The organism is Aeromicrobium sp. MLTX1, from assembly GCF_046452335.1.
GTDB lineage: Bacteria > Actinomycetota > Actinomycetes > Propionibacteriales > Nocardioidaceae > Aeromicrobium.
The window spans coordinates 207,223-223,021 of the sequence record NZ_JBKFDN010000002.1; the positions used below are offsets into that span (position 1 = coordinate 207,223).

General features: G+C 69.8%; 15 protein-coding genes and 4 tRNA genes. 10 read left to right on the forward strand and 9 right to left on the reverse strand.

Translation table 11 applies throughout. From position 1 onward, the window contains the following. Positions 1 to 19: 19 nt before the first annotated feature. From ACK99Q_RS11455 to ACK99Q_RS11495, 9 genes are all read right to left on the reverse strand, one after another. On the reverse strand, positions 20 to 781 hold the full coding sequence (locus ACK99Q_RS11455; protein ID WP_410186265.1) for a sirohydrochlorin chelatase: 762 nt from the start codon (positions 779 to 781) through the stop codon (positions 20 to 22). Beyond that, a complete protein-coding gene (locus ACK99Q_RS11460) occupies positions 778 to 966 on the reverse strand; it encodes a hypothetical protein (RefSeq protein WP_179424203.1) in 189 nt (62 codons plus the stop codon). The genes ACK99Q_RS11455 and ACK99Q_RS11460 overlap by 4 nt, the downstream gene beginning before the upstream one ends. Next, a complete protein-coding gene (locus tag ACK99Q_RS11465) occupies positions 963 to 2,639 on the reverse strand; it encodes a nitrite/sulfite reductase (RefSeq protein ID WP_410186266.1) in 1,677 nt (558 codons plus the stop codon). Before ACK99Q_RS11465 ends, ACK99Q_RS11460 begins: the two co-directional genes overlap by 4 nt. 356 nt (positions 2,640 to 2,995) lie before the next feature. Continuing rightward, positions 2,996 to 3,469: a YbaK/EbsC family protein gene (locus ACK99Q_RS11470; RefSeq protein WP_410186267.1), complete on the reverse strand. Its 474-nt coding sequence runs from the start codon at positions 3,467 to 3,469 to the stop codon at positions 2,996 to 2,998. Positions 3,470 to 3,491: 22 nt separating this feature from the next. After that, entirely contained in the window at positions 3,492 to 4,250 is a 759-nt protein-coding gene (locus ACK99Q_RS11475; protein WP_410186268.1) for an SGNH/GDSL hydrolase family protein, read from the reverse strand. A gap of 191 nt (positions 4,251 to 4,441) precedes the next feature. Continuing rightward, on the reverse strand, positions 4,442 to 4,978 hold the full coding sequence (locus ACK99Q_RS11480; protein ID WP_410186269.1) for a VanZ family protein: 537 nt from the start codon (positions 4,976 to 4,978) through the stop codon (positions 4,442 to 4,444). 73 nt (positions 4,979 to 5,051) lie between these two features. Continuing rightward, a tRNA-Val gene (locus ACK99Q_RS11485) sits at positions 5,052 to 5,123 on the reverse strand. 20 nt (positions 5,124 to 5,143) lie between these two features. Continuing rightward, positions 5,144 to 5,214, reverse strand: a tRNA-Cys gene (locus tag ACK99Q_RS11490). 28 nt (positions 5,215 to 5,242) lie between these two features. After that, a tRNA-Gly gene (locus ACK99Q_RS11495) sits at positions 5,243 to 5,314 on the reverse strand. 81 nt (positions 5,315 to 5,395) lie between these two features. Between ACK99Q_RS11495 and ACK99Q_RS11500 the strand changes: the two genes are divergently transcribed. From ACK99Q_RS11500 to clpB, 10 genes are all read left to right on the forward strand, one after another. Continuing rightward, a complete protein-coding gene (locus ACK99Q_RS11500) occupies positions 5,396 to 6,229 on the forward strand; it encodes an aminotransferase class IV (RefSeq protein WP_410186270.1) in 834 nt (277 codons plus the stop codon). Between the two features lie 45 nt (positions 6,230 to 6,274). Continuing rightward, positions 6,275 to 7,438, forward strand: a complete 1,164-nt coding sequence (locus tag ACK99Q_RS11505; protein ID WP_410186271.1) for a DUF222 domain-containing protein — start codon at positions 6,275 to 6,277, stop codon at positions 7,436 to 7,438. A 71-nt stretch (positions 7,439 to 7,509) separates the two neighbouring features. After that, positions 7,510 to 7,581, forward strand: a tRNA-Val gene (locus ACK99Q_RS11510). A 408-nt stretch (positions 7,582 to 7,989) separates the two neighbouring features. Continuing rightward, on the forward strand, positions 7,990 to 8,862 hold the full coding sequence (locus tag ACK99Q_RS11515; RefSeq protein WP_410186272.1) for an MEDS domain-containing protein: 873 nt from the start codon (positions 7,990 to 7,992) through the stop codon (positions 8,860 to 8,862). A gap of 149 nt (positions 8,863 to 9,011) precedes the next feature. Next, a complete protein-coding gene (locus ACK99Q_RS11520; protein WP_410186273.1) occupies positions 9,012 to 9,311 on the forward strand; it encodes a putative quinol monooxygenase in 300 nt (99 codons plus the stop codon). A gap of 101 nt (positions 9,312 to 9,412) precedes the next feature. Then, the gene (dnaK, locus tag ACK99Q_RS11525) at positions 9,413 to 11,302 is read left to right on the forward strand and encodes a molecular chaperone DnaK (RefSeq protein ID WP_410186274.1); all 1,890 of its coding nucleotides are present in this window, start codon (positions 9,413 to 9,415) and stop codon (positions 11,300 to 11,302) included. Between the two features lie 5 nt (positions 11,303 to 11,307). After that, positions 11,308 to 11,820, forward strand: coding sequence for a nucleotide exchange factor GrpE (locus ACK99Q_RS11530; protein ID WP_410186275.1), 513 nt, complete (start codon positions 11,308 to 11,310; stop codon positions 11,818 to 11,820). Next, the gene (locus ACK99Q_RS11535; RefSeq protein WP_410186276.1) at positions 11,820 to 12,794 is read left to right on the forward strand and encodes a DnaJ C-terminal domain-containing protein; all 975 of its coding nucleotides are present in this window, start codon (positions 11,820 to 11,822) and stop codon (positions 12,792 to 12,794) included. Before ACK99Q_RS11530 ends, ACK99Q_RS11535 begins: the two co-directional genes overlap by 1 nt. Beyond that, on the forward strand, positions 12,791 to 13,111 hold the full coding sequence (locus ACK99Q_RS11540; protein WP_410186277.1) for a chaperone modulator CbpM: 321 nt from the start codon (positions 12,791 to 12,793) through the stop codon (positions 13,109 to 13,111). Before ACK99Q_RS11535 ends, ACK99Q_RS11540 begins: the two co-directional genes overlap by 4 nt. Continuing rightward, a complete protein-coding gene (clpB, locus tag ACK99Q_RS11545; RefSeq protein WP_410186278.1) occupies positions 13,102 to 15,738 on the forward strand; it encodes an ATP-dependent chaperone ClpB in 2,637 nt (878 codons plus the stop codon). The genes ACK99Q_RS11540 and clpB overlap by 10 nt, the downstream gene beginning before the upstream one ends. The last annotated feature ends 61 nt before the right edge of the window (positions 15,739 to 15,799 follow it).

Sequence of the window (15,799 nt, forward strand, 5' to 3'; positions counted from 1 at the left end):
CGCCCTCGGGCGGTTGCTCTCAGACGTCGGCGAAGAGCGCGTCCATCGGGACCAGGTCCACCGCGCCCACGGCGTAGCGGGCCAGGATCACCTCGGCCACCTCGTCGGCGACGCCCAGCGGCTCGGCGACCGCCACGGCGCCGGCCTCGAGCGCCAGCTCCTTGGCGCGGTCGGGCAGGACGCCCGGCGCCAGGAACAGCATGCCCACGGCGATGTGGCGACGACCGTCCGCGCGGTGCGCGCGCACGGCCTCGCTGGCCGCCGGCGGGACGCTGGAGGCGAACGCGGCGATCGTGGGCAGCTTGTGGTGCGCACCCCACGCCCGAGCGGCGCGGGAGATCATCGCGTTGGCCATCGGGTCGGACGAGCCGGCGCCGGTCAGCACGAGCGCGTCGAGCTCACGCACGCGGTTCTCGCGCAGCGCCTCGCGCAGGCGACGGTCGAGGACGTTGAGGAACGTGCCCTCGATGCCCAGGACCTTCGTGACCTCGATGCGGACGTCGTGCTTCGCCGAGGCGGCCTTCGCGACCTCCGGGACGTCGACCTTGGCGTGGTACGCCTCGGTCAGCAGCAGCGGGACGACGACGATCTCGCCGAAGCCCTCCGCGGCCAGCTGCTCGACGACCTCGTCGAAGCTCGGGCCGCACAGGTCCAGGAACGCCGTCTCCACACGCAGGTCGGGACGCATGCACGCCACCACCTCCGTGAGGGCGTTGATGGTCTCGGCCGATCGCGGATCGCGGCTGCCATGGGCCAGGGCGATCAGTGCGGGTGCGGTCATCGTGCATTCCTCCCTTCCTGCGGTGCTGTGCTGGTGATGTCGGTGCGGGCCAGGTGGCCCAGGAACTTGAGTCGGAACGCGCGCAGACAGCTGCGGCACTCCCACTCGCCGTGCGTCTCGCCGTGAGGACGCAGGTCCTCGTCGGCGCAGTACGGGCACGAATAGGGGACGAGTCGCTCGCTCATCGCAAGACCTCCTCGTCGGCCCGGGCGACCCACGCGGCGAAGGACTCGCCGTCCTCGCGGTTCGCCAGGTAGGTGCGCGAGAGCTTCTCGACGTAGTCGGGCAGCTCGTCGCCGGTGACCTTGTGGGCGCGCAGCTTGCGGCCGAAGCCGGCGTCCATGCCGAGCGCGCCGCCGAGGTGGACCTGGAAGCCCTCGACCTGCTGTCCCTGGTCGTTCAGGACCAGCTGGCCCTTGAGGCCGATGTCGGCGGTCTGGATCCGCGCGCACGAGTTCGGGCAGCCGTTGACGTTGACCGTGATCGGCGTGTCGAGCTCGGGGACGCGCTGCTCGAGCTCGTCGATGAGGGCCGCGGCGCGGTCCTTGGTGTTGACGATCGCGAGCTTGCAGTACTCGATGCCGGTGCAGGCCATCGTGTGCTGGCGCCACTGCGACGGACGCGCGTGCAGGCCGAGGTCGGCGAGCGCCGCGACGAGCGACTCGACGCGATCCTCCTCGACGTCGAGGACGACGATCTTCTGCATCGGCGTGAGCGCGACGCGGGCGGAGCCGTGGGCCTCGACGACGTCGGCGAGCCGCTGCAGCAGCGGTCCGGAGATGCGGCCCACCGTGGTGGCGGCGCCGACGTAGAAGCGGCCGTCGACCTGGCGGTGCACGCCCACGTGGTCGACCGGGGTGTCGGGGACCGGGGGAGCGTCGAGGTCGATCAGCGAGCGCTCGAGGTACTTGGTCTCCAGGACCTCGCGGAACTTCTCGATGCCCCAGTCCTGCACGAGGAACTTCAGGCGGGCACGCGAGCGCAGCCGGCGGTAGCCGTAGTCGCGGAAGATGCTGACGACGCCCTCCCACACCTCGGGCACCTCGTCGAGGGGCACCCACGCGCCCAGGCGCAGGGCCAGGTGCGGGTTGGTGGACAGGCCGCCGCCGACCCAGACGTCGAAGCCGGGGCCGTGCTCGGGGTGGACCGCGCCGACGAACGCGACGTCGTTGATCTGCGGGACGACGTCGTGGCCGGGGTGGCCGCTGATCGCGGTCTTGAACTTGCGGGGCAGGTTCGAGAAGGCCTGGTCGCCGATGTAGCGGCTCTCGATCGCGTCGATCGCGGGGCGGCCGTCGATCAGCTCGTCGGCGGAGACGCCGGCGACCGGGCTGCCCATGATGACGCGGGGGCAGTCGCCGCACGCCTCCTGGGTGGACAGGCCGACCGACTCGAGTCGCTGCCAGATCGTGGGGACGTCGCGGACGTCGATCCAGTGGAACTGGATGTTCTGGCGGTCGGTGACGTCGGCGGAGCCGCGGCCGAAGTCGACCGAGACGTCGGCGATCGCGCGCAGCTGCTCGAGCGAGAGCTGACCGCCGTCGATGCGCACGCGCATCATGAAGTAGGAGTCGTCGAGCTCCTCGGGCTCGAGCGTCGCGGTCTTGCCGCCGTCGATGCCGGCCTTGCGCTGGGTGTAGAGGCCCCACCAGCGGAAGCGGCCGCGCAGGTCGCCGCCGTCGATGCTCTCGAAGCCACGGTGCGCGTAGATGTTCTCGATGCGAGCACGCACGTTGAGCGGGTTGTCGTCCTTCTTGGACTGCTCGTTGGCGTTGAGGGGCTCGCGGTAGCCCAGGGCCCACTGGCCCTCGCCCTTACGACGGCGGGGACGTGCGGGTGCTGCGGGGGAGGAGGACATCGTTGCTCTCTGTCGCGGTGCGGGTGCGCGGGCGTCGTCGCCTCGGCGCTGAGGACTGCGGGGTGGGGCAGATCAACGACACATCATGGAGCGCGCACGACCGAGGTCGACGTGGAGTCGTTCCACGAGCCAGGTGGTCTGTGCGGCGAGCATGCAGACAGTCTGTCCAGTGAGATGGTGGTCCAACAAACGGACGTCTCGAATAATGGAACGATCGTCCGTATCGCGAGACATCTGCGAGCGCGATGCTGTCATTCCAGGGAGAAATCGTGTCGTCCTTCGACCGGCGTGGAACGTGACGCACGTCTCGTTCGGCTGGTCGGCCCACCAATTCCGTGCTGCGCGGCGTCGCAGGATCAGGTCAGTCGGCTCACGGTGACCCACGCGGAGGCGCCGGAGAGGTCCTCCAGCTCGGCGGGCGTGAGCTCGATCGCCGAGTCGGGGCTGCCCGCTGCCGGGAACACCGTGTCGAAGCGCTTCAACGACGTGTCGAGGAACACGGTGGCGCTCTCGGGGTTCGCGAAGGGACAGACACCGCCCACGGGGTGACCCGTGAGCGCCTCGACCTCGTCGGCCTTGAGCATCGAGGCCTTGCGGCCGAAGCGGGCCTTGAACGCGGCGTTGTCGGTGCGGGCGTCCCCGGCCATCACGACCAGGACGCAGGTGTCGGGGGAGTCGCCGCGGAAGGACAGCGTCTTGGCGATGCGGGCCGGCTCGACGCCGAACGCCGCGGCGGCCTCGGCCACGGTGGCACTGGATCCGTCGGTGCGGCGGATGTCGCCGCCGCGGCCGTGCTCGCTCAGGAAGTCCTGCACGCTCTCGATCGACATGCGTCGATCCTGCCCGACGGCGTCAGACGCGGGGGAAGCGGTCGGCGAGATCGGAGTTCTGCAGGACCTGGTCGCGCAGGAAGCGGCTGCCGTCGTTGTTGGGGTGGATGCCGTCGGGCGCCTGGGCCAGGGTCAGGGACTCGGTGTCCACCCACGTGAAGCCGTAGCGCTCGGCGGCCGCCTGCACGATCGGGCGGATGATGCGGCCCTTGCGCGCCTTCGTGGTGCCCCACGGCGTCATGACGTAGACCTCGGCGCGGGGGTGGCCGAGCTCGTCCCAGACGCCGGCCAGCTCGGCGAAGAAGCCGTCGGTGGCCCGCTCGATCTCGGTGCGGGTGGCCTCGACGACACGACCGTCGCGCGTGCAGCGCCGCCAGTCGTTGCGGCCGCCCTCGACCATCAGGATGCGCGGGTCGACGGCGCGCACGGTGTCGAGGCGCGCCTTGTAGCGGGTGTGCGCGCAGCTGCTGCTGCGCGAGAGGAAGCCGGTGCCGCCCATCGCGTCGAGCTGCGGCTCGAGGCCCAGATCGGTGGCGAGCATGGCCCACCAGCCGGGGTAGCGGCTGTGACGGTCGCCGTAGTAGGAGGAGTACGAGTCGCCGATGACGAGCATCGTCTCGGGCTGCGCCGGGACGGAGACCGGGGCGATCGTCGGGGTCTCCGCGGGCGTCGTGGACGGCGAGGCCGCTCCGGCGCCGGTGACGAGGGCGATCAGGGTGCCGGCGATGGCCAGGGCCACGAGTCCGAGGCGCCGCCAGGGCAAGTGAGCACGGCTCGTCACGCCGGTTCCTCCGAGTGTTCGTTACTGCTGAGTCAGTAGAAGATAGCGCGCCCGCCGCGTCCGACCGTGCCTCGGCACGCGGGAGTGAGACGGCGTGTCGTCACTGGGTGGGCCGGATCCGGGACGAGGTCCCGGAAAGGGCCTCGGAGATTGTCACATGCCGAGGGCCTCGTCCCCGAATCGCGATGGCGTCAGTGCCAGCTGAAGCGGCGCACGAGAGCGTCGACCTGCGGCACCCGCGAGAGCGCCGTGAGGAGACCGAAGCCGAGCACGGCTCCCAGGACGTTGAAGAGGAGGTCGTTCACGTCGGCGACGTGGCCGCCGTGGAACAGGTGTGCCGCGACGTACTGGGAGACCTCGATCGCCAGGCTGAACGCCGCCCCCACCGCCACGACGCGCCGCCAGGACGCACCGGCCACGAGCAGCGGGACGAGCACCCCGACCGGCACGAAGACGGCGATGTTCATCACCGCGTCCGCGAGCTCGTAGTCCACGAGGGGCACGGTGGACAGGGACGCGTGCCAGGGGCGATCGCCGCCGGGCATGTCCAGGTAGATCGGGAACACGGTGTTCGCCACGACGCCGCCGGCGTAGACGCACAGCGCGAGCGCGACCGCCGCGCGCGGTGCGCTGAGCTGCTCCCGACGGTGCAGGATCCACAACAGGACGAGGAGGACCACGGCCGCGAGCGGGACCACCACAGGGAGCACGGGGACCTCGCCGAACACGTGGTGTCACTCCTCCCCGGGGACCAGCCCTGAACGTGCGAGAACCCCCGGTCTCCCGGGGGTTCTCTTGGTGTGGGCGATACTGGGTTTGAACCAGTGACCTCTTCCGTGTCAGGGAAGCGCGCTACCGCTGCGCCAATCGCCCGTGGTGTTCAATTTTCAGCGAGGTGGGTACGGGATTTGAACCCGTGTAAACGGATTTGCAGTCCGTTGCCTCGCCTCTCGGCCAACCCACCGCAGATGGGTCCGGCGAGACCCTCTCCGAGCGGATGACGGGATTCGAACCCGCGACCCTCACCTTGGCAAGGTGATGCTCTACCACTGAGCCACATCCGCGCTGGCCGCGTTACCGGCCGAGAAGAAACATTAGCCGATGGTCGTGGCGCACTCAAAACCGGGTCGGCCTACAGTCGAGTCATGAAGGCGTGGATCAACGGCGAGCTGCTGCAATCACCGGACGAACCGGTCCTGAGTGTGCTCGATCACGGGCTCGTCGTCGGCGACGGAGTGTTCGAGACGGCCGCCGTGATCGACGGTGAGCCGTTCGCGATGACGCGCCACCTCGACCGCCTCGTGACGTCCGCCGAGGGGCTCGGGATCGGCCGGCCCGACGTCGAGGCGCTCCGCGAGGGCGTCGCCGCGACGATGGACGGCCAGGAGCTGCCGTTCGGTCGCATCCGCATCACGGTGACCTCGGGCCGGGGCCCGCTGGGCTCGCCGCGGGGGAGCAGCGGCCTCACGCACGTGGTGGTGACCGAGCCGGCCGAGCGTCCGCCCGCCGTCAGCCGGATCGCGACCGTCCCGTGGACGCGCAACGAGCGGGGCGCGCTGGCCGGACTCAAGACCACGTCGTACGCCGAGAACGCCAAGATGGTCGAGTACGCGAAGGCGCGTGGCGCCTCGGAGGCCGTCATGGCCAACACGCGGGGCCACCTGTGCGAGGGCACCGGCTCCAACGTCATGTACGTGCTCGACGGGCAGGTCGTCACGCCGACGCTCCACTCGGGCTGTCTCGCGGGGATCACTCGCGCACTGGCCATCGAGTGGCTCTCCGGCGAGCTCGACGTCGTCGAGCGCGACGCCCCGCTGGAGGTCCTCTTCGACGCCGACGAGGTGATGCTCGTGGGGACCACGCGCACGATCCAGGCGATCAGTCACGTGGACGAGCGCGAGCTGCCCGCTCCCGGCCCGATCACCCAGCGCGCGCAGGAGATCTGGCGTGCTCGGGAGGCCGAGTCGACCGACCCGTGACGACGCCCTGACCCGGTGTCGGTGGTCGTCCCTAGTGTCGATTCCATGACCTCGACGACCGCCGGCGACGCCGTGATCGCTCGCCTGCGCGACGCCGCGCAGACGCTGCGGTCGGTCTCGTCGTCCGCCCTCGACGAGGTGCGCGCGATGGTCGCGGCGCGCGATGCGCTCGACGCGGCGATCTCCGAGTCGCTGCTCGCGATCGAGGAGTCCGGTGTCCACCGCGAGGAGGACGCGGCCACCGTGCAGACCTGGGCGCGGCGCGAGGCGCGGCTCGACGCTGCTGACACGCGCTCGCGGCTGCGCTCGGCGCGGGCGATGCGACGGCTGCCGGCGATGGCCGAGGCCCACCGTCAGGGCCGGATCTCGGCCGACCACGCCAAGGCGTTCGACTTCGCGCTGCGGCACGTGGGGGAGCCCGAGACGGTCGAGCTCGAGCCCGCACTGCTCGACGTGGCGCTCGCGGCCGAGCCCGCAGAGCTGCGGCGCGTCGCCCGCCGGTTCAAGGACGTCACGCACCCCGAAGCGCTGGACGAGGCCTGGCTGCGCGGGATGGATCGTCGCGACCTCCAGCTCCACCGGTTCGAGGACGGCTGGCACGTGAACGGCTTTCTGCCCATCCAGACCGGCGCGCGCCTCCAGGCCTTCATGACGGCCGCGTCCGTGCCCGCCGAGGCCTGCGACGACCGCACGGCCGCGCAACGCCGTGTCGATGCGCTCGACGACCTCCTCGACCGTGTCCTCGCCGAGGGTCTGCCCACCGACGGCACCGTCGCGCCCCAGCTGCACGTCATCGTCGAGGCGGGAACCCTGCGCGAGGCACTCGCCCCGGGCGCGCAGTCGTCCTTCGAGGCCGGCGAGCCCGCGGTCCTGGTCGGCTTCGGGATGATCGGCCGGAACCTGCTGCGTCACCTGGCCTGCGGCGCCACTCTCACGCCGGTGCTCGTCGAACGGATCGAGCCGAATCTGAAGATCCTCGACGTCGGACGGACCGAGCGTCTCGCCACCCGCAAGCAGCGGCACGCGATCTGGCTCCGGCAGGGCGGTGAGTGTGCCACCGAGGGGTGCCGCAATCCGATCGACCACGTCCACCACGAGATCCCGTGGTCGCTCGGCGGACCCACCGACCTCGGCGTGATGACCGGACGCTGCGCCGTGTGCCACACGCACGTGCACTCGCGCGACGGCACGATTCGCGCGGTGGCGTAGGGATGAGGGGCATCGGGGATGCCCCCATTCGTGCTGCGCCGGAGGTGTGCGTTAGTCTGGTCGTCGCACTCGGGCGATTGGCGCAGTGGTAGCGCGCTTCGTTCACACCGAAGAGGTCACTGGTTCGAACCCAGTATCGCCCACCCGAGGACAACCCGGGAATCGCAATGATTTCAGGGTTTTCGCTTTTCTCGGCGTAGTTCCCACGTAGTTCAAGGAACCGGGAAATTGTCCGCAGAACGGCCTCACCAGCCGACCGCCGGGATGCGCTCGAGAGCGTTCTCGAGATCGTCCAGCCTGATCCTGAAGTGACGTTTGCCGCAGTGATATGCCGGGACCGCGCCTACGTTGCTGTGCTCGGGCCGCTCGACGCACAGTGCGGACGGGATCGACCACCTGGGGTTCACGGACCTTCGAGAAATCCTGGCGGGGCGCCACGTCGTGGCGAGGGAACTCCTTTTCGGCACAGGCGAACGCCGACGCATGGTGCGCCCCCTGTCAAGTGCGCGTAGTGTCGAGACTGTTCTCGGATCCGGTGAACGGTGGACAGAATGGATGGTCTGAGCCTCGGGATCCCCGGGGTCGGCGACGTCAGCTCAGGAACCCACTTCTGCGCGCTCTACTCGGGTCCGATCGAGCGCGACCGGCTGTTGTACCCCTTCCTCGAGGAAGGGCTGCGGCAGGGCGACAAGTGTCTGTGCCTGATCGACGATGTCGATCCGGTGCTGGTCCGGGACCGCGCCCTAGGACAGCCCGGCCCAGCGTACCCGCGACGATCGGCACAGCTCGACGTCGAACGATCATCGGACGTCTACCTCCAAACGGGAGAGTTCAGCGCCGAAGGCATGATGAGCTTCCTCTCCGACAGCGCGGACGCGGCGAAAGGTGACGACTTCGACCTTCTCCGGGCCGCCGGTGAGATGTCGTGGGTGCTGCCAGGGCCACGGGGGTGGGACGACGTCTTCCGCTACGAGTCGGCCCTCAACGACGCCGTCGAGCACATGTCGGCCATCCTCCTCTGCCTCTACGACCTGCAGAAGTTCGGGGCCGACATGCTTGTCCAGGTGCTGCACACCCACCCCAAGGTCCTGCTGGATCGAACGGTGATCGACAATCCCCATTACCTGCCGCCGGCGGAGTACCCCGCCGTCCGCGTCTCCGACGCGTATCGGTACCCGATGGTCAGGGTGGGTTCTTCGGGCGAGGACGGCGCGTACCAAGGGTGGGCGGCACTCACCGATGGTGAGCTCCGCGTGGTGGGCGGTGTGGCTCAAGGGATGACCAACCGCACCATCGCCGCTGATCTTCACCTCTCCCATCACACGGTGGACGCCCATCTGAAGCACGTCTACCTCAAGCTCGACATCCATTCCCGCGTTGAGCTGACCGTGCTCGCCATGCAGCATCGCCTCCCCCTCAAGTAGCCGGGAGCAATCCCGGGTGCCAAGCACACCCGTTCACGGGATGCAGGCAGGCGGGGCGCCGAAGGAGCATCGCGGGAGACAAGTGCTCGGTTTCGTCCACTCGCGGCCGCCGGGCCGCCGCGACGCCCGCAAGGCAAGGAGTCCGACCCATGCTGACCAAAGCTCTCCTCGTGCGTCTCGAGGCACTGCCGGGCAAGGAAGAGGAACTCGCAGACTTCCTCACCCAGGCGAGGTCGATCGTCATGGAGGAGCCAGGCACCATCGCGTGGTTTGCCATCCGGTTCGGGCCATCGACCTTCGGCGTGTACGACGTGTTCCCCGACGACGAGGCCCGAGACGCCCATCTCGCCGGCGGCGTCGGCCAGGCGCTCGGGCCCAACACTGGCGTCCTCTTCTCCAAGCCGCGGATCGAGAAGATCGACATCCTGGCCGACAAGGTCCCGACATAGACCTCGCTTCTCGGCCGTGAGAGCACCCGTTCACGGGATGCAGGTGGCGTTCGCTGCGAGAAGCATGGCCGTGGACAGTGCTTCCGGCGAATGGAGTGGTCATGGGCAGGGCAGTCGGCATCGACCTGGGAACGACGAACTCGGTGATCGCGGCGATGGACGGTGGCCAGCCGCAGGTGATCCCCAACGCGGAGGGCGACCGGACGACGCCGTCCGTGGTCGCCTTCTTGGAGAACGGCGAGCGGCTGGTCGGCCAGATGGCCCGGCGGCAGGCGATCCTGAACCCGAAGGGAACGATCTACTCCGCGAAGCGCTTCATCGGACACAGGTTCGACGAGGTCAGCAGCGAGATGAACACCGTCTCCTTCGACGTCGTCGCCGGCCCCGACGGCGCGGCGCGCTTCCAGATCAACGGCAAGCTCTACGCGCCCGAGGAGATCTCGGCCCAGGTGCTCCGCAAGCTGGTCGACGACGCCGGGAAGTTCCTCGGCGAGCGGGTCACCGAGGCGGTCATCACCGTGCCGGCGCACTTCAACGACGCGCAGCGTCAGGCCACGAAGGACGCCGGCAAGATCGCCGGGCTCGAGGTCCTCCGGATCGTCAACGAGCCGACTGCTGCAGCCCTCGCGTACGGGATGGACAAGCTCGACAACGAGACCGTGCTGGTCTTCGACCTCGGCGGCGGCACGTTCGACGTGAGCATCCTGACCGTCGGGGACGGAGTGGTCGAGGTGCGGTCCACGGCCGGGGACACGCATCTGGGCGGCGACGACTTCGACCGGCGGATCGTCGACCACCTGGCCGACGACTTCAAGAAGTCCAACGGCATCGACCTCCGTGACGACTCCCAGGCTCTCCAGCGCCTGTTCGAGGCTGCCGAGAAGGCCAAGGTGGAGCTGTCGGCGGTCACCCAGACCGCTGTCAACCTCCCTTTCGTCACCGCTGACGCCTCCGGGCCCAAGCACCTCAACATCAACCTGATGAGGTCCACCTTCGAGCAGGTCACCTCCGACCTCGTCGATCGCTGCCTCGGCCCGGTCGAGCAGGCGATGGAGGACGCCAAGATCACTGCCGACGACATCGACGAGGTCATACTCGTGGGTGGTTCGACGCGGATCCCGGCCGTGCAGGCACTGGTGCGCCGCCTGACCGGCGGCAAGGAGCCCAACATGACCGTCAACCCGGATGAGGTCGTCGCCATCGGTGCCGCTGTCCAGGCCGCGATCGTCAAGGGCGACGTGAAGGACGTGCTACTGCTCGACGTCACGCCCCTGTCGCTGGGGCTGGAGACGATGGGCGGGGTGATGACCAGGGTCATCGAGCGCAACACCACCATCCCGGCGCGCCGCACCGAGATCTTCAGCACCGCGGAGGACAACCAGTCCGCCGTCGACATCGTCGTGCTCCAGGGCGAGCGGGAGAGAGCCGCCGACAACCGCGTGCTGGCGCGGTTCCGGCTTGAGAACATCCGGCCCGCGCCGCGCGGGGTGCCCCAGATCGAGGTCACCTTCGACATCGACGCCAACGGCATCCTGCACGTCTCGGCGCGCGATAAGGACACCGGTGCCGAGCAGGAGGTGACGATCAGTGAGACCTCCACGCTCAGCCAGGACGAGGTCGACCGGATGATCAAGGACGCCGAGACCCACCGCGGTGAGGACGCCGCCCTTCGTGAGCGGGTCGATGCGCGCAACGAGCTCGACTCGGTGGCCTACCAGGTGCGCAAGGTGCTGGACGAGGCCGGCGCGGCGGTGCCGGAGCACGACCGCGCCCGTGCCGAGATGCTGGTCGAGGAGGCCCGTCAGGCCGTCGAGGACGACGGGCCCGTGGACCGCCTTCGTGCCCTGACCGGGGAGCTCCACCAGCTGACCCAGGTGCTCAGCGCCGCAGGCCGGGGTGGCGGTGGACCGTCGACCGGGTCGGCAGGCGCTTCCGATGAGACGTCGGGCAGCGACGACGACGTCATCGACGCCGAGTTCACGGCCCGCTGACCGCCATGTCCGAGCACGAGGCACCGACGACCGAGGCCACGGACGACGGGACGCCGGTGGACGAAGCGCCCGAGCGCGGCGACCACGAACGCCAGATCGCCGAGCTGGAGGACGCGTGGCGGCGTACCGCCGCCGAGCTGGAGAACTTCCGCAAGCAGTGCGCGCGCGACGTGGTCCGCGGCCGCGAGCAGGAGCGCGCGGCCGTGGCCGCGAGCTGGTTGCCGGTCCTGGACAACCTTGAGCGGGCGATCGAGCACGCGTCGTCCGACCCGGAGTCGGTGGTCGATGGTGTGGGAGCAGTGCTGGCACAGGCGGTGGGCGTCCTGACCGACCTCGGGTATCCACGTCGCGACGACGCCGGCAGGGCGTTCGACCCGGCCGTGCACGAGGCGGTCAGCACGGTGTCCGGTGAGGGCTTGACGCCCGGCACCGTGGCCCAGGTGGTCCGTCCCGGCTACGGGCCCGACGACAGGCTCCTGCGTCCGGCCGCGGTCGTGGTGGCCACCCGGGCGTCCTGATGGCCACGGACTTCTACGAGGTACTCGGGGTATCGCGTGATGCCGACCCGGCCGAGATCCAACGCGCCTACCGCAGACTGGCGCGCCAGAACCATCCGGACGTCAACAAGGAGGTCGGGGCCGAGGAGCGTTTCAAGGACATCGCCGAGGCGTACGACGTGCTGTCCGACCCGGAGCAGCGACGCCGCTACGACGCCTTCGGCGAGGACTTCCGGCGGGTCCCCCCGGACACGGATCCTGCCGCCTGGCGGCAGGCCCGGGCGTACGCGGACTCCGGCGCCGGCACTCGCGCCGGCTGGTCGTCAGCCGGCCCGTCGGGAGGCTTCGGAGCCGGCGACTTCGGTGACGAGGTCGACCTCGAGGACCTGCTCGGCGGCATCTTCGGCGGGCGGGGACGGGGAGGTCGGGGTCGGGCCGGCTGGGGTCCGGGCCCGGTCGCGGGTTCCGACCACGAAGCCGAGGTGGAGGTGTCGGTCGAGGAGGCCTACCACGGCACCGAGCGCAGCTTCACGATCAATGGTCCCGACGGTCCGCGTGCGCTCGACGTCACCATCCCGGCGGGCGTGGTCGACGGCCAGCGGATCCGGCTGCGCGGGCAGGGCGGCCCCGGCAGCGGATCGGCCGCTGCCGGCGACCTGTTCCTGGTCGTCCGCATCGCCGACCACCCGCGCTACCGGGTCGAGGGTCGCGATCTGCATGCCCTCCTGCCGGTCGCCCCTTGGGAGGCCGCGCTGGGTGCGTCGGTGTCCGTCGACACTCCTGGAGGGGCCGCCGACGTGAAGGTGCCGGCCGGCTCGTCCAGCCACCGGCGGCTACGGCTCAAGGGCCGCGGGCTGCCCCATCGACGAGGCACGCCGGGTGACTTCTACGCCGAGCTGCAGCTCCGTGTGCCCAGGAGTCTCACCGACGAGGAGCAACGCCTCTTCGAGGAGCTCGCGAAGGTGTCCGGTTTCGACGCGAGGAGCCGACGATGACAGCGGTCACGCATTTCGCCCTGGCTCGGCCCTACCGGTTGAGTCTGGACAGCTACGCGCAGCTCACCGGCATCCATCCCGAGCACGCACGGCGCCTGGTCGCCCTCGGCCTGCTGGACGTCTCCCGCGATGCGCAGGGGCGCTTGTGGTTCGACCCCGCCGAGGTGAAGGCGATGGCCAGGATCCAGCGGCTGCGGATGAGCCTGAACCTCAGCTACGGCGCCATCGGGCTGGTCGTCGAGCTGCTCGACCGGATCGCAGAGCTGGAGAAGGCACAGCGGCGCATGTCACGACGAGGAGGCGCTCCATGGACATGAACAGATTGACCCAGAAGTCGCAGGAGGCCCTGCACGACGCCCAGACCAAGGCGTTGCGGTTCGGCCACGTGGAGGTGGACGGGGAGCACCTGCTGCTGGCACTGCTCGACCAGGCGGAGGGCTTGGTCTCGCCACTGCTCGCCCGGGCGGGAGCCGATCCGGACCGGCTGCGCGAGGAGCTCGAGGCCGAGCTCGGACGCCGCCCGCGGGTCAGTGGGTCGGGTGTGGCGCCCGGGCAGGTCCACATCACGCAGCGGCTCTCGCGGGTGCTCGACACAGCCGACCGCGAGGCCCGGAGGCTGAAGGACGAGTACGTCTCGGTCGAGCACCTCGTGATCGCCCTGGTGGAGGAGGGCTCGGGATCGGCCGCCGGCCGGCTCCTCCACGCTCAGGGGTTGACCCGCGACAGCTTCCTGGCGGCGCTGACCGACGTGCGCGGTCACCAGCGCGTGACGTCGGCGACCCCCGAGGGAACCTACGAGGCGCTGGAGAAGTACGGCCGCGACCTCGTCGTGGCGGCGGCCTCGGGCCAGCTCGAGCCGGTGATCGGCCGGGATTCGGAGATCCGGCGGACCGTCCAGATCCTGTCGCGCAAGAGCAAGAACAACCCGGTACTGATCGGCGAGCCGGGGGTCGGGAAGACGGCGATCGTGGAAGGTCTGGCCCAGCGGATCGCCGACGGGGACGTGCCAGAGGGCCTGCGGGACAAGACCGTGTTCGCCTTGGACCTGGGGGCCCTCATCGCCGGGGCGAAGTACCGCGGCGAGTTCGAGGAACGGCTCAAGGCCGTGCTCAACGAGGTGCAGAGCGCCGAGGGCCACATCCTGCTGTTCGTCGACGAGCTGCACACCGTGGTGGGTGCCGGTGCGGCCGAGGGGGCGATGGATGCCGGCAACATGCTCAAACCCCTGCTCGCCCGCGGTGAGCTGCACATGATCGGCGCGACCACGCTGGACGAGTACCGCACGCACATCGAGAAAGACGCAGCCCTCGAGCGCCGATTCCAGCCGGTCCTGGTCGACGAGCCCGACGAGGAGGACGCGCTCTCGATCCTGCGCGGGCTCCGCGAACGATTCGAGGTCTTCCACGGTGTGAAGATCCACGATGGCGCGTTGGTGGCCGCGGTGACCCTGAGCCACCGCTACATCTCCGACCGCTTCCTGCCCGACAAGGCCATCGACCTCGTCGACGAGGCCTGCGCGATGCTGCGCACCGAGATCGACTCGATGCCGGCCGAGCTCGACGAGCTCACCAGGCGCGTCACCCGGATGGAGATCGAGGAGGCGGCACTCGCGCAGGAGGAGGACGAGGCGAGCAGGACCCGCCTCGAGGGACTGGGCAAGGAGCTGGCCGACGCGCGGGCCGAGGCCGATGCGATGCGCGCGCAGTGGGAGGCCGAGCGGTCGGCGCTTCGCGAGGTGCAGTCTCTACGCCAGGAGCTGGAACAGGTACGGCTGGAGAGCGAGCGGGCCGAGCGCGAGTACGACCTCAACCGGGCGGCATCCCTGCGACACGGCAAGCTGCCAGAGATCCAGCGGCGGCTGGAGGCGGCCGAGGCCCGGCTCGCCGGCAAGCAGGGCGGCCGTCGGCTACTGCGCGAGGTCGTGACGGCCGACGAGATCGCCGACATCGTGGCGCGCTGGACCGGCATCCCGGTCACGCGTCTGCAGGAAGGGGAGCGCGACAAGCTGCTCCGCCTCGACGAGGTGCTCCACGAACGCGTCATCGGCCAGGACGAGGCGGTCCAGCTGGTGGCTGACGCCGTCGTCCGCGCCCGCTCCGGCATCAAGAACCCCCAGCGGCCCATCGGGTCGTTCATCTTCCTGGGCCCCACAGGCGTCGGCAAGACGGAGCTGGCCAAGACGCTGGCGGCCGCCCTGTTCGACACCGAGGAGAACATGGTCCGGATCGACATGAGCGAGTACCAGGAGCGGCACACGATCAGCCGGCTGGTCGGAGCACCTCCCGGGTACGTCGGCTACGAGGAGGGTGGTCAGCTCACCGAGGCCGTGCGTCGCAAGCCCTACTCGGTGGTCCTGTTCGACGAGATCGAGAAGGCCCACGTCGATGTCTTCAACACGCTGCTGCAGGTGCTCGACGACGGCCGGTTGACCGACTCCCGTGGCCGCACGGTCGACTTCCGCAACACGGTGCTGATCATGACCTCCAACATCGGCTCGGAGTACCTCCTCGAGGGGGTCACTGCGGGCGGCGAGGTCAAGGACGACGCGCGGTCGATGGTGATGCGCACCCTGCAGTCGCACTTCCGCCCGGAGTTCCTCAACCGCGTCGACGAGATCGTGATGTTCAAGCCGCTGACGCTGGCCGAGATCGAGCGCATCGTCGACCTCCAGCTGGAGGAGCTGCGCGAGCGGCTGGCCGACATGCGGATCACTCTCGACGTCACGGACGCAGCGCGTCGCTTCATCGCCGACCAGGGCTTCGACCCGGCGTACGGCGCCCGCCCGATGCGACGGTACATCTCCCGTGAGGTGGAGACGGAGGTCGGCCGCGCGCTGCTGCGCGGGGACGCGGTCGACGGTGGCGCGATCTCGGTCGACGTCGTCGACGGACGGATCACGGTGACTGCGGACGGTGCTCCGTCAGAGGGGCGCGCCGTGGCATGACCGCGACCACGCAGAGGTCGACGAGGGTCCCATGCGGCAGCTGCGGAACCAGGAACCGCGT

Bases quoted from the DNA above. Each gene is read 5' to 3' on its own strand.
- ACK99Q_RS11455 (WP_410186265.1), bottom strand. From the start codon at position 781: ATGACCGCACCCGCACTGATCGCCCTGGCCCATGGCAGCCGCGATCCG.
- ACK99Q_RS11460 (WP_179424203.1), bottom strand. From the start codon at position 966: ATGAGCGAGCGACTCGTCCCCTATTCGTGCCCGTACTGCGCCGACGAG.
- ACK99Q_RS11540 (WP_410186277.1), top strand. From the start codon at position 12,791: ATGACAGCGGTCACGCATTTCGCCCTGGCTCGGCCCTACCGGTTGAGT.
- ACK99Q_RS11515 (WP_410186272.1), top strand. From the start codon at position 7,990: ATGGATGGTCTGAGCCTCGGGATCCCCGGGGTCGGCGACGTCAGCTCA.
- ACK99Q_RS11470 (WP_410186267.1), bottom strand. From the start codon at position 3,469: ATGTCGATCGAGAGCGTGCAGGACTTCCTGAGCGAGCACGGCCGCGGC.
- clpB (WP_410186278.1), top strand. From the start codon at position 13,102: ATGGACATGAACAGATTGACCCAGAAGTCGCAGGAGGCCCTGCACGAC.
- ACK99Q_RS11505 (WP_410186271.1), top strand. From the start codon at position 6,275: ATGACCTCGACGACCGCCGGCGACGCCGTGATCGCTCGCCTGCGCGAC.
- ACK99Q_RS11520 (WP_410186273.1), top strand. From the start codon at position 9,012: ATGCTGACCAAAGCTCTCCTCGTGCGTCTCGAGGCACTGCCGGGCAAG.
- ACK99Q_RS11535 (WP_410186276.1), top strand. From the start codon at position 11,820: ATGGCCACGGACTTCTACGAGGTACTCGGGGTATCGCGTGATGCCGAC.
- ACK99Q_RS11530 (WP_410186275.1), top strand. From the start codon at position 11,308: ATGTCCGAGCACGAGGCACCGACGACCGAGGCCACGGACGACGGGACG.
- ACK99Q_RS11500 (WP_410186270.1), top strand. From the start codon at position 5,396: ATGAAGGCGTGGATCAACGGCGAGCTGCTGCAATCACCGGACGAACCG.
- dnaK (WP_410186274.1), top strand. From the start codon at position 9,413: ATGGGCAGGGCAGTCGGCATCGACCTGGGAACGACGAACTCGGTGATC.
- ACK99Q_RS11465 (WP_410186266.1), bottom strand. From the start codon at position 2,639: ATGTCCTCCTCCCCCGCAGCACCCGCACGTCCCCGCCGTCGTAAGGGC.